General features: G+C 65.3%; 11 protein-coding genes. 1 reads left to right on the forward strand and 10 read right to left on the reverse strand.

Going from position 1 to position 12365, the window contains the following annotated elements; genetic code table 11:
- Positions 1–19 precede the first annotated feature (19 nt).
- The 8 genes from V5740_RS11305 to V5740_RS11340 form a co-directional block, all read right to left on the reverse strand.
- Positions 20–946, reverse strand: a complete 927-nt coding sequence (locus tag V5740_RS11305; protein ID WP_347302579.1) for a ParB/RepB/Spo0J family partition protein — start codon at positions 944–946, stop codon at positions 20–22.
- Positions 943–1713, reverse strand: a complete 771-nt coding sequence (locus V5740_RS11310; RefSeq protein ID WP_347302580.1) for a ParA family protein — start codon at positions 1711–1713, stop codon at positions 943–945. The genes V5740_RS11305 and V5740_RS11310 overlap by 4 nt, the downstream gene beginning before the upstream one ends.
- Positions 1710–2333, reverse strand: a complete 624-nt coding sequence (gene rsmG, locus V5740_RS11315; protein ID WP_347302581.1) for a 16S rRNA (guanine(527)-N(7))-methyltransferase RsmG — start codon at positions 2331–2333, stop codon at positions 1710–1712. Before rsmG ends, V5740_RS11310 begins: the two co-directional genes overlap by 4 nt.
- Positions 2330–4177 carry a tRNA uridine-5-carboxymethylaminomethyl(34) synthesis enzyme MnmG gene (gene mnmG / locus V5740_RS11320; RefSeq protein WP_347302582.1) on the reverse strand — a complete coding sequence of 616 codons (1848 nt, stop codon included), beginning with the start codon at positions 4175–4177 and terminating at the stop codon, positions 2330–2332. The genes rsmG and mnmG overlap by 4 nt, the downstream gene beginning before the upstream one ends.
- 61 nt (positions 4178–4238) lie before the next feature.
- Positions 4239–5507, reverse strand: a complete 1269-nt coding sequence (mnmE, locus tag V5740_RS11325; protein WP_347302583.1) for a tRNA uridine-5-carboxymethylaminomethyl(34) synthesis GTPase MnmE — start codon at positions 5505–5507, stop codon at positions 4239–4241.
- Between the two features lie 17 nt (positions 5508–5524).
- Positions 5525–5791: a DUF6489 family protein gene (locus tag V5740_RS11330; RefSeq protein WP_347302584.1), complete on the reverse strand. Its 267-nt coding sequence runs from the start codon at positions 5789–5791 to the stop codon at positions 5525–5527.
- A 66-nt stretch (positions 5792–5857) separates the two neighbouring features.
- Positions 5858–7114, reverse strand: a complete 1257-nt coding sequence (gene rho, locus V5740_RS11335) for a transcription termination factor Rho (protein ID WP_347302585.1) — start codon at positions 7112–7114, stop codon at positions 5858–5860.
- A gap of 143 nt (positions 7115–7257) precedes the next feature.
- Positions 7258–7701, reverse strand: coding sequence for a CopD family protein (locus V5740_RS11340; RefSeq protein ID WP_347304512.1), 444 nt, complete (start codon positions 7699–7701; stop codon positions 7258–7260).
- A 120-nt stretch (positions 7702–7821) separates the two neighbouring features.
- On the opposite strand from V5740_RS11340, the gene V5740_RS11345 reads away from it, so the two are divergent.
- Positions 7822–10215, forward strand: coding sequence for a glycoside hydrolase family 2 TIM barrel-domain containing protein (locus V5740_RS11345; protein WP_347302586.1), 2394 nt, complete (start codon positions 7822–7824; stop codon positions 10213–10215).
- A 29-nt stretch (positions 10216–10244) separates the two neighbouring features.
- On the opposite strand, the gene V5740_RS11350 is transcribed toward V5740_RS11345, so the two are convergent.
- Entirely contained in the window at positions 10245–10973 is a 729-nt protein-coding gene (locus V5740_RS11350) for a ParA family protein (RefSeq protein WP_347302587.1), read from the reverse strand.
- 54 nt (positions 10974–11027) lie between these two features.
- Positions 11028–12275 (reverse strand): GGDEF domain-containing protein, encoded by a 1248-nt coding sequence (locus V5740_RS11355; protein WP_347302588.1) that lies wholly within the window; start codon positions 12273–12275, stop codon positions 11028–11030.
- Positions 12276–12365 lie beyond the last annotated feature (90 nt).

A 12365-nucleotide genomic window follows, 5' to 3' on the forward strand; every position in this document is an offset into this window, starting at 1 on the left:
CCAGTGCGAAGAAGGTTCCTTAGATTTCGCCGCCTGACAGACGCTGACACAGCATGTCGAGCTGATCCAGCGTACGGTAACTGACGCTGATCGTGCCCGATCGCGGGTCACCGTCAGGCGCGATCCGAACAGGCAAGCCGAGAAATTCCTCCAAGCTGCTTTGCACAGCTTCAGTGTCGGGGTCGAGCGTCCCCGCCCCCTTGGTCTTCGGGCGCGGCTCGGACTTGAATTCGGCCGGCTGCTTGCGGGCCAACCGCTCGACATCGCGGACCGTAAGTCCCTCAGCCACGGCACGGCTGGCGATGCTGACTGCCTCCCCATGCGCTACCAACGCACGGGCGTGACCCATGTCGAGGCGACCAGCCTCCACATGGTCCAGCACCTCTGCAGGCAAGCTCAGCAGACGCAGAAGATTGGCGACATGACTACGCGATTTCTCGACCAGACGGGCGATTTCTGCCTGCGTCATGCTCTCATGTTCGGATAGCCGATGGTAAGCGCGTGCCTCCTCCACCGGGTTCAGGTCCTCGCGCTGAATATTCTCGATCAGCGCCAATGCCATGACGTCGCGCTCTTCTAGCTCGCGCACTAGGGCCGGAATCTCGTGCAAGCGCGCGCGCTGCGCCGCGCGCCAGCGACGTTCACCGGCGACGAGCTGGTAACGTCCGTCCGTCATTGGCCGCACGATGACCGGCTGGATCACTCCACGTGCGGCAATCGAGGCGGCGAGCTCATCCAGCGCATCTTCATCGAAATGGCGACGCGGCTGATCCGGATGCGGTTCGATCGCACCCACCGGCAGGCTGGCTAGGCCTGCGCGGCTGCTCGCATGTGCGCTTCCCTGCTCCGCTACTGCCTCTTCACCGCGGACCTCTCCCAGTAGCGCGCCAAGGCCCTTGCCCAGCTTGCGCCGCTGCACACGCGCTGCGTCAACTTTGCCGCTCATGCCGTCTCCTTCGCCCCAATCCGCCCGATCAGCTCGCGCGCCAGGTTCATGTAAGCGCGCGATCCGGCGCAGTGATGGTCGTAGATAAGCGCCGGCAGGCCATGGCTCGGCGCCTCCGAAAGGCGGACGTTGCGTGGAATAACCTCTTCGAACACCAGTTCGCCGAGCGTCTCGCGTACATCGTCAGCCACTTGCTCGGTCAGCCGATTACGACGATCATACATGGTCAGGACAATGCCGACGATCACCAAGGGCGGGTTGAACCGCGTCTTCACCTGTTCCACCGTCTGCATCAGTTGGCTGAGGCCTTCCAGCGCAAAAAACTCGCATTGCAGTGGCACCAGCAGACTATCGGCCGCCACCAGCGCGTTCAGAGTCAGCAGACCCAGCGAAGGTGGGCAGTCTATGAAGCAGACGTCGTAAGGCGCATCGGTCAGCGCGTCCCGCAGGCGGTGGGTGCGCCTGTCTCCGCTCACAAGCTCCACCTCAGCCCCGCTCAGGTCGACGGTACCTGGCACCAGCATAAGGTCCGGCACGTCGGTGTTGAGCGTGCATCGGGGCAGCTCCGCCTCGCCCAGCAACAGGTCGTAGGAGGTAAAATCCCGTGCAACCGCACCGATGCCGAGCCCGGTTGAGGCGTTGCCCTGCGGGTCGAGGTCGATCAAGAGCGTACGCCAACCGACCGCGGCCATGGCCGTCGCCAGGTTAATGGCTGTGGTTGTCTTGCCGACTCCACCCTTCTGATTGGCTATTGCGATGGTGATCATGTTGCGGGAACCCCTCGCCCAATCAGGATGCCTGCCTCTGGATCGGTGACGGATTGTTCCACATGGAACATCTGCTGCACGGAAGCTGGCTGCTCCGCCAATTCCTGGACGGCAGACCTACCCTTGGGCAAGAGCCACGTGGTGTTATCCGACGAAAACCGGGCAGCGAGTGACAGCAATCGGCCAAGCGGCGCAAAGGCACGCGCGGAGATCACCAGTGCGGGCTGAGTCACAACCTTCTCCAGCATAGAACCCTCCACCGTAACATTGCGCAGGTCTAGTTCGGTCGCCGCATGCATGAGCCATTCGACACGGCGGCGACGCGACTCAACTAGCACCACTCGCCGCGCCGGCTGGGCCAAGGCGATCACCAGTCCGGGAAAGCCTGCGCCCGTACCGAGGTCAAGCCACTGACCGCCCCCTGAGCCTGCGTGGCTAAGCAGTTGCAAGCTGTCCGCGAAGTGCCTTTGCCAGATTGCTGAGAGACTGCTGGCAGATACCAAATTCTGAAGCTCGTTCTCTTTGACCAACAGCGCAGCGAAGCGATCAAGCCGCTCCAGATCCTTCGCCTTCAGAAATCGACTGCAATATTCTCGCGCCTCGGCTTCGGTCCCGATCATGCCGCCACCTGCAACCGTCGGACATGGACCAGCAACGCTGCCAAGGCTGCCGGTGTGATGCCGCGGATCTGCGCAGCTTGTGCCAGAGTCGCCGGCTGCGCGCCGTGCAATCGCTCGACCATTTCGGACGAAAGGCCCGGTACGGAAGCGTACCGAAACCCGGCTCCAAGCGGCACATGCTGGCTGCTGCGCAGGTCGCGCAATTCGCTTTCCTGCCGCTCCAGATAGGGCGCATAAACCGCGTCCTCAGCGACCTCCAGCGCCACATCGGATTGGCGGTCAAGCGTCGGATCAAGCCATGGAGAAAGCTCCACCAGACCAAGCTGCGGAAAACGGAGCCACTCGCGCAGACTCATCCGACCCGCATCAACCTTGACGCCGAATTGTCCAAGCTCGCCTGCGGTGACCTGCCGCTCCAAGTTCACGTCCCAACGACCACGCTCGTCGGCAGCCCTCAGGAACCAGGCAGCACGCTCTGGCCCGATGCAGCCGAGTGCCATTGCACCAGGGGTCAAGCGGGTTGAGGCGTTGCTGGCGCGTAATCGCAGCCGGTACTCGGCGCGAGAGGTGAGCATACGGTATGGTTCGCTGATGCCATTCAGCACCAGATCGTCAATCATGACCGCGATGTAGCTGTTACCACGATCGAGGGCGGGTGGGTCGCGTCCAAGCAAGGCGGCCGCAGCTGAGAGGCCCGCTACCAGTCCCTGCGCCGCGGCCTCCTCGTAGCCGGTGGTGCCGTTGATCTGACCGGCACAATAAAGGCCTAGCATGGCGCGTACCTCCAGCTGGGGGGACAGCGCGCGTGGATCGATGTGGTCATACTCGACCGCATAGCCGGGCACTGCCATTTCCACCTGCTCCAGCCCTGGCATGCTGCGCAACATCGTCTGCTGAACATCGGCCGGAAGCGACGTGCTGATCCCGTTGGGATAGACGATTGGAGTGTCCAGACCCTCAGGTTCAAGGAAGACCTGATGCCCCTCGCGATCGCCGAACCGGTGAATCTTGTCTTCGATGCTCGGGCAATAACGTGGGCCACTTGCCTCTATCGCACCACTGAACAAGGGCGAGCGATGAAGGTTTGCCCTGATGATATCATGGCTACGAGCCGTCGTCCGGGTGATCGCGCAGGCAAGCTGTGGGTTCTTGCGGGTGCGGCTAAGCGGTGAGAGCGTCCAATCCTCCAGATCCGATGGCTGAACATCCAATTGCGCCCAATTAATCGTTCGCCCATCAAGGCGGGGAGGAGTGCCAGTTTTTAGCCGTGACATCGGCAAAGCCGCTTCGCGCAATTGCGCTGCCATCCGGGTAGCGGCATCCTCCCCGATCCTCCCGCCGGAAAGACGCTCTTCACCGCGGAACAGCCGCCCGCCCAGGAACGTGCCAGTACACAATAAAACTGCAGACGCCTGCAGTTCGGAGCCATCCGCAAGGGTAATGCCGGTCACCCTTCCCCCGTTTTGCCGCAAGGCAGCGGCCTCTCCTTCGACAAGGGTTAGGCTAGGCAATTGGCTGAGCATGTCCTGGATCGCCGCCCGGAACAGCTTGCGATCTGCTTGAATCCGCGGTCCCCAGACCGCACTACCCTTGCTCCGGTTCAGCATGCGATAGTGGATCGCAGCTGCATCGCCTGCCCGGCCGATCAACCCATCGAAGGCATCCACTTCACGAACGAGATGTCCCTTACCAAGGCCACCAATCGCCGGGTTGCAGCTCATTGCCCCGACCGCAGCAAGATCGAAGGTTACCAAGGCCACGCGCACACCCATCCGTGCCGCAGCCGCCGCCGCCTCGCAGCCAGCATGGCCGCCGCCCACCACCACAATGTCGAAGCTGTGCATATGACTGCCTCTACGCGGTCCTTCAGAGTCGGTCAAAAGGCAGGAGTGTTCCACGTGGAACTCACTTCCCGATGCAGAACCGTCCGAACAACGTGTCGAGCACATCCTCTGTGCCACTCCGTCCAACCAGACGATCGAAGCCGAGCCGAGCCTCCCGCAGCAACTCTGCCCGAATCAGAGCGTCATGCTCCGGAAGAGCTTGGGCAAGTGCCGAAGCGGAACCTGCCAACAGGCGGCGCTGGCGAGCATTTAATGCCGCTTGCCCAGGTTTGGGCATGCAGGTGAGCGCGTGTTCCACCAGTTGGTCGCGCAGTTCGGTCATGCCTTCGCCGGTGACCGCCGAGACCGATAAGGCCGGCGCTGGCTTCGAGTCATGGGGGCGATCCGCTTGAGCGTCGATCTCCCACGCATTTACCGGCCCCTCCCCTGAGGGACCAAGCCAGAGCACCAGATCGGCGCGGGTGATCTCTGCTTCGGCCCTCGCGATGCCAATCACCTCCACCGGGTCGGATGAGCCTGTCCTCAATCCTGCCATGTCGATCAGAAGGAACGGTACTCCGCCGATTGCAACCGGTCTGGTCAAGACGTCCCGGGTAGTTCCCGCAATCGGCGCGGTGATGGCAGCTTCATCTCCCACCAACGCGTTGAATAATGTCGATTTCCCGACATTGGGTGGCCCAGCCAGGGCTACACGAAAACCTTCGCGCAGCATCTCTGCCGAAGGTGCCGATAGTGCATCGTGTATTTCACCTGCCAAAGCGCTGAGCTCTAAGTCGAAAGCCGCCGGCAACACGACATCATCCTCATCGGAGAAATCGAGTACCGCTTCCAACTGTGCGGCAAGCTGCAGGAGCCGGAAGCGCCAGCCTTCCACCTTTCGCGACAGTGCACCGCCTGCAAGTGCCAGCGCCGCCTGCCGCTGCAATTCCGTTTCTGCGGCAAGCAGATCGGCCAAGCCTTCGGCCTCCGCCAAATCGATCCGACCGTTGCTGAAGGCCCTGCGGGTGAACTCGCCTGCTGCTGCTCGCCGCAGGCCGGGCAACGCCGCCAGCGCACGTTCGACGGCGGCGATAATCGCCCGTCCGCCGTGCAAGTGCAGTTCGGCAAGATCCTCGCCCGTGGCAGTTTCTGGGCCGGGCAGCCACAAGATCAGCGCCTGATCGAGCGGCTGACCATTCGCATCGCGCAAGGTCCGGTAAGTCGCGCGGCGGGGGGGAGGCAGGCTGCCCGCTAGCGCCTGCAAGGCGGCGCTGGCACCCGGGCCGCTGATCCGCATGACGCCGATGCCGGCGGGCGGTGGCCCGCTCGACAGGGCGAAGATCGTATCCACTTACGGCAACAGCGGCGTTACGGCTGCTTGTTGTCTTTCTGCAGCGTGGCACCGCCTGCCGCCTGCTGCGCGCCTTCGATGAAACTCTTGAAGATGTTCAGGCCGAACTGCCCCATGGGCGCCACCTGCTTGGCGTAGCTTTCCAGCTGGTCGAAGCTGGTGACGCCCTTCATCGCATTGCTCATCGCGTCGAGGTACACACCATTCACCCGTTCCACGTCGGGCAGGCCCATGAAGCGGCGCGCCTCGTCGGGCGAGCAATCGATCTCGATGGTCATCTTCATGGCGTCGTACTCCAGCTTGGCGGAGGGGCAGGAAACAGCAATTGCCTGCCCCCCGCAAGCCGTAACTTACTGGTTCATCGTGGCGAAGAAGTCCGCGTTGGACTTGGAATCCTTCATCTTGTCGAGCAGGAATTCCATGGAATCGATCGTGCCCATCTGCATCAGAATGCGGCGCAGGACCCACATCTTGCTGAGATTGCCCTTGTCCACCAGCAGCTCTTCCTTGCGGGTACCGGACTTGCCGACATCCAGCGCCGGGAAGATGCGCTTGTCCGCAACCTTGCGGTCGAGCACGATTTCCGAGTTACCGGTGCCCTTGAACTCCTCGAAGATGACCTCGTCCATGCGGCTGCCGGTATCGATCAGCGCGGTGGCGATGATGGAAAGCGAGCCGCCCTCCTCGATATTTCGCGCCGCGCCGAAGAAGCGCTTGGGCCGCTGCAGCGCATTGGCATCGACACCGCCGGTCAGCACCTTGCCGGATGACGGCACCACGGTGTTGTAGGCGCGGCCGAGGCGGGTGATCGAGTCCAGCAGGATCACGACATCACGCTTGTGCTCGACCAGGCGCTTCGCCTTTTCGATGACCATTTCAGCGACTTGCACGTGGCGGGAGGCGGGTTCGTCGAAGGTGGAGGAGATCACCTCACCCTTCACCGAACGCTGCATGTCGGTGACTTCCTCCGGCCGTTCGTCGACCAGCAGGACCAGCAGGAACACTTCGGGGTGGTTGTCGGTGATCGCCTTGGCGATGTTCTGCAGCAGCACCGTCTTGCCGGTGCGCGGCGGGGCGACGATCAGCGCACGCTGGCCCTTGCCCTGCGGGCTGATGAGGTCGATCACGCGGGCCGACTTGTCCTTGACCGTCGGGTCCACGGTGTCGAGCACCAGCCGCTGTTCGGGATAGAGCGGCGTAAGATTGTCGAAGTTCGTGCGGTGGCGCACGGCGTCGGGGTCGTCGTAATTGACCTTCAGCAGCTTGGTCAGCGCGAAGTATCGCTCCCCATCCTTGGGCGCGCGGATCTCGCCTTCCACCGTGTCGCCGGTGCGCAGGCCCATCTTGCGGACCTGGTTCGGGGACACATAGATGTCGTCGGGACCGGCGAGGTAGTTCGCCTCGGGCGAGCGCAGGAAGCCGAAGCCATCCTGCAGCACCTCGATCGTGCCGATTCCCAGGATCTCCTCGCCGTCTTCCGCCACTTCCTTCAGGATGGCGAACATCAGGTCCTGCCGGCGCATGGTGCTGGCGCCCTCGACGCCCAGATCCTCCGCCATGGACACCAGTTCTGCCGGCGTCCGTTTCTTCAATTCTTTTAGATGCATGGGTGAGTTTCCATTCGGGAGGCCGGCAGGCCGATCAATGGCAGGGTCATGGGGCTTGGGGAAAGCGACCCGGGCGCCGCATGGGCGGTGCCCCCAGCCGGGTGGTTGCCAGATATGCCTTGCGGGCGATCAGGTCAATCGGATCAGAACGGCTTGACGATCACCAGCACCACGATGACGATTGTGGCAACGCCCGGCACCTCGTTCAGCAGCCGCAGCGCCTTGCCCGACAGCGGCCGTTCTCCCCTCGCCAGCTTCTTGGCATATGCGGCCAGGTAGCCGTGGTACCATGACAGGCCCAGCACGAAGACCAGCTTGGCATGCAGCCACCCATCGGCGAATGCGCCAATCGACAGCGCCAGCGCAATCCCCAACACCCACACCGCGACCAGCGCCGGGCGCAGGATGATCCGCAGCAGCCGACGCTCCCGCTCCACCCAAGCAGCAGCCTCCGCCGATCCGGCGGCAGCCTCCTGGTGGTAGACGAACAGCCGCGGCAACATGAACAGGCCCGCCATCCAGAAGATGACGAAGATGACGTGCCCGGCCTTCAGCCAGGGATATAACGGGGCGAGCGCGGCAACCATGCCGGTGCTGTAATCGCGCGCCAACCGCGCGTCACCTGCGCAAAACACACCATCTTGGCGATTGAACAGGCGTCCCACATGCTGCACCATGGCGCGAAAACGCGGGAGAGAGGAACCGCCATGCTGAGAGCCACCCTGCCCCTGCTGGCCGTGCTGCTGGCCGGTACACTGCACCAGCCTGCTGCCGCACAGCGCACGGTCACGCCGCTGCCGGATGGCTGGCGCTTCCTGCAGGGCGACCCGGAGGGGGCGGAGCGTGCCACCATCGACGAGAGCGGCTGGCAGGAGGTCAGCGTGCCGCATGACTGGGCGATCGCCGGCCCGTTCGATCAAGCGGCGCGCGGCGCGGGGGAGAACGGCTTCCTGCCGACCGGCATCGGCTGGTACCGCCGCGACCTCGGCATCACGCCGCAGCCCGGTCGCCGCTACTTCGTCGAGTTCGACGGGATCATGGAGCGGAGCGGCGTATGGGTGAACGGGCAGCACGTCGGCTACCGGCCGCAGGGCTATGTCAGCCTGCGCTACGACATCACCCGCTATCTGCGCGCTGACGGCCCGAACACCATCGCCGTGCGCAGCGACACGGCGATGGCGCCCTCGTCGCGGTGGTACAACGGGTCGGGCATCTACCGCCACGCGCGGCTGATCGAGACGGGCGCGCTGCACATCACCCAGGGCGGCGCTTTCGTCCATACGCCGGAGATCGGTCAGGACCGGGCGCTGGTCGCGGTGAGTACGGAGGTCGAGAACACCACCGATGCACCGCTGGACGCGCGGATGGAGATCGTACTGACGGATCCCGCCGGCCGGGAAGTCGCACGCACCACCACTGCGGCGCAGCGAGTGGACGAGCGGCGCACCGCGTCGGTCGCAGCACAGCTGCCCATCGCCAGTCCACGCCGCTGGCACACGGACGATCCCGCACTCTATACCGCGACCATCCGCGTGCTCGGACCGGACGGCGCCAGCGATGCGCAGGACGTGCGGTTCGGCATCCGCCAGGCGGAGTTTCGGGCCGACAGCGGCTTCTGGCTGAATGGGGAGAACATCAAGCTGAAGGGCGTCGCGCTGCACCATGACGGCGGCGCGGTTGGCGCGGCGGTGCCGCGCGATGTATGGCGCCAGCGGCTGACCGCGCTAAAGGCGCTGGGCGTCAATGCCATCCGCACCGCGCACAACGTGCCCAGCCCTGAGTTCCTGGACCTGACGGACGAGCTGGGCCTGCTGGTGATGGACGAGCTGTTCGACCAGTGGAACGTCGCCAAGACACCCTACGACTACCACCAGTTCTTCGGCGACTGGCACAAGCGCGACACCGCCGACATGATCCGGCGCGACCGCAACCATCCCAGCATCGTGATCTGGAGTGCGGGGAACGAGATCCACGACACCGCCTACCCGGTGCAGGCCAAGGCGGCGCTGACCAGCATCCTGGGCGTGGCCCATGCCACCGATCCGACCCGCCCCGTTACCATGGGCCTGTTCCGCCCCAATGTGACGGGCGACTACTCCAACGGCTTTGCCGATATGCTGGACGTGGTTGGCCAGAACTACCGCGAAAACGAGCTGATCGCCGCGCACAAGCAGGACCCGACCCGCAAGATCGTGGGGACGGAGAACGGCCACAACCGTACGAACTGGGTCCCGGTGCGCGACACCCCCGCTAATGCCGGCATGTTCCTGTGGACCGGCATCGACTATCTGGGGGAGACGAACCGTGCCGGCTGGCCGTTCATCAGCCGCTATACCGGGCTGCTCGACCGCACCGGCCTGCCGCATATTCGCGGGTTTGAACGGCAGAGCTGGTGGGCGCAGCAGCCGGTGATCCATGTGGTGCGCAACGCCATTCCCGATGCGGCCGGCCCCGCCACCGATGGCGCGGGCGGGCCGAACCAGCCGGTGCTGCCGACGATGATCGCCGTCGCCACCCCGCAGCCGCCGGTTGCGCTGTTCGACGACTGGACGCCCGCCGAGACCTCCCCGCATTCCGAAACGATCGAGGTCTACAGCAATTGCCGGTCGGTCGAGGCGTTCCTCAACGGCGCGAGCCTCGGCACGCTGCCGATCAACGAAGATGCCAGCCCGCGCCGCTGGGCGGTCACGTGGGAGCCGGGTGAGGTACGCGCCGTATGCCGCGACGCCGGGGCCAGCGAGTTGGCGGACACTTTGCGGACCGCCGGCCCGGCGACCCGGATCGAGCTGTCGCCCGACAGTCCCGCCGTCGGCTCCACCTTCGATGATCTCACCTATGTCCGCGCGCGGATCGTCGATGCGAACGGCGTGACGGTGCCCGGGGCGGAGCAGGTGCTGCACTTCGCGGCGGAGGGTACCGGCAAGGTGATCGCCACCGACAACGGCTCGGAAAGCGACCACACGCCCTTCCCCGATCTTTCCCGCAAGCCACGGGGCGGCATCGTGACCGGGCTGGTGCGCGGGACCGGGCCGGGCACCATGGTGGTGCGGGTGAGTGCGGAAGGACTGCCCACCGCCACGATCGAGATGCCGACGCGCTGACAGCTACCGGGTCGGTGGTCGCATGCGCCTCAGGCGGCCAGCTCCCGTTCGATCCGGGTCCACAGCTGCCCCAACGCGATCGCTGCCGGCGATTGCGGGCTCATCGCCCCGACCGGCCGCTGCTCCACCGCGCCCTGTTCCACCACGCTCGCCAGCGGGATCACCGGCCAGTCCGGCTGCGCCGCCGCAAGGTCGCGGTGGAGCGCGCGGCGGCGGTCCAGCATGGACAGCACCGGCAGCAGCCTGACGCCGCTCTTGGTCCGCTGCCGTATCGCCGCCTCAACCGTGACTTGCGCCCGCATCGATAGCGGCGACGGCGGCAACGGCAGCACCACCAGGTCGGCGGCGCGCAGCACCTGTCCCGCCAGCTCGCCCAGGACCGGCGGACAATCGAGAATGATCCGGTCGTAGCGCTGCATCAGCGCGGCGGCGAGCTTGGCCAACCGCTTGCGCTTGCCCAGGCTGGCGAACAATGGGTCGAGATCGTGCAGGCTCTCGTCCGCCGGCAGCAGGTCCAGCCGATCGAACGGCGTGCGGCGGATCAGCCGTTCCGCATCGCCATCAGCGAACACCCGCGCTGCGGCAGCGCCGCTGCCTGGCGGTTCCGCGTCCAGCAGGAAGCCGGCTCCGCCCGCCGGATCGAGGTCCCACAACAGCGTGCGGCGGCAGGAGGTGGTCGCCGCGCACCACGCGAGATTTGCCGCCAGCGTGGTCTTTCCCACGCCGCCCTTTACTGAATAGAGCGCGATCACTGCCATCGCGTCCGATCATGTGCCAGGCAGCTTGTCACCGGCAAGCGCCACCCGGACCGGTCACATACCGGACGCATTCCATGCCGGGCGTTCGCCAGCGCCGCTACCCTGGCCCACGGACCACGGACCATCGCCCATCAAGGCATCCGTATCCGCCAGGATGGTGCAATTACGGCCGCCCCGCTTCGCCGCGTACAACGCAGCGTCGGCAGCGGCCAGCGCAGTGCGCGGCGTAAGGCCCGATGTGTCCAGCGCCACGCCGATGCTGATGGTGCATCGTCGGACGATGCCGTCGCGGTGGTGGCTGCGGTCGGCGAAAGCCTGCCGCAGGCTCTCCGCCTGCCGCACGGCATCGGCGGCGTCGCCGGCGCGGAACAGGACGGCAAACTCCTCGCCACCAGTGCGGAAGACCTGTCGTTCGGCAAACAGTCCACGTGCAACCTCGGCCGCACCGGCAATCACCACATCGCCAAACGGGTGGCCGTGATCGTCATTCACCTGCTTGAAACGGTCGATGTCGAACACCGCGATGGCAAGGTGCCGCTGCCTGCCCGGGCGCGATGGACCCTCCGTCATCGTCAGCGCCTGTTCCAATGCGCGGCGATTGCCGGCGCCGGTCAACGGATCGACCATCGCGAGCGACAGATTGCGGTCCGCCTGCTGTTCCCGCCCCAATGCGGCCAGGAAGTGGCCCAGCAGCAATCCTTCCAGCACCAGCAGGAAGTTGAAGACCGCGATGGACCAGACCTCCGTCGGGGCCGGGCCGAACGGCGCGGGCAGCATCAGCGCCAACGGGGTGCGCGCCAGATCGACCGCCGCATACAGGGTGAACATCCAGCGCAGCGTGATGCCCGCTGCTGGCAGCGTCCGGCTGTCCGCCAGCCAGAACTCGCGCGCGGATAGCAGGTTGAACAGCGCGAACAGCATTACGCGCGGCAGCATCCGGACCTGCGGCCAGCCATCCTCTGAGCCGAGTGTCAGGGAAAAGCCGAGCACGGCCAGGCACGGCAGCAATACGGCCCAGGGCAACGGCGGGCGGCCCAGGCTGACGCGCACTGCGGTCCACGCGGCCCCATAAACCAGCGTCAGCCCGCACCAGCCCAGTTGCAAGCCCCAGCCGCCGGCCAGCAGGTCGGGCCAGGTCAACAGGACGCCTGACGGCACCGCCAGGGCGAATGGCGCAACCTGCCAACCCTGCTGGCTACCGACGCCGAGCCGCGGGAGCGACAGCAGCACGGCGATGCACATGATCACCGCAAGTGCCGTGCTGCACGCGGCGATGGTGGTGCTGTGTGTATCGTCCAGCACTGCCGCGGCTCCCCGTCAACAGCCCGGTCCGGCAGGCATCGGCATGGCCATGATCGCTTCCCTTCCCTGTCCCGCGGCGACCCAAAAAAA

The organism is Croceibacterium sp. TMG7-5b_MA50 (assembly GCF_039830145.1).
Lineage (GTDB): Bacteria > Pseudomonadota > Alphaproteobacteria > Sphingomonadales > Sphingomonadaceae > Croceibacterium.

Excerpts from the sequence above, each read along its gene's own strand:
- V5740_RS11305 (WP_347302579.1), bottom strand. The coding sequence starts at position 946 with ATGAGCGGCAAAGTTGACGCAGCGCGTGTGCAGCGGCGCAAGCTGGGC.
- V5740_RS11310 (WP_347302580.1), bottom strand. The coding sequence starts at position 1,713 with ATGATCACCATCGCAATAGCCAATCAGAAGGGTGGAGTCGGCAAGACA.
- rsmG (WP_347302581.1), bottom strand. The coding sequence starts at position 2,333 with ATGATCGGGACCGAAGCCGAGGCGCGAGAATATTGCAGTCGATTTCTG.
- mnmG (WP_347302582.1), bottom strand. The coding sequence starts at position 4,177 with ATGCACAGCTTCGACATTGTGGTGGTGGGCGGCGGCCATGCTGGCTGC.
- V5740_RS11330 (WP_347302584.1), bottom strand. The coding sequence starts at position 5,791 with ATGAAGATGACCATCGAGATCGATTGCTCGCCCGACGAGGCGCGCCGC.
- rho (WP_347302585.1), bottom strand. The coding sequence starts at position 7,114 with ATGCATCTAAAAGAATTGAAGAAACGGACGCCGGCAGAACTGGTGTCC.
- V5740_RS11340 (WP_347304512.1), bottom strand. The coding sequence starts at position 7,701 with ATGGTTGCCGCGCTCGCCCCGTTATATCCCTGGCTGAAGGCCGGGCAC.
- V5740_RS11345 (WP_347302586.1), top strand. The coding sequence starts at position 7,822 with ATGCTGAGAGCCACCCTGCCCCTGCTGGCCGTGCTGCTGGCCGGTACA.
- V5740_RS11350 (WP_347302587.1), bottom strand. The coding sequence starts at position 10,973 with ATGGCAGTGATCGCGCTCTATTCAGTAAAGGGCGGCGTGGGAAAGACC.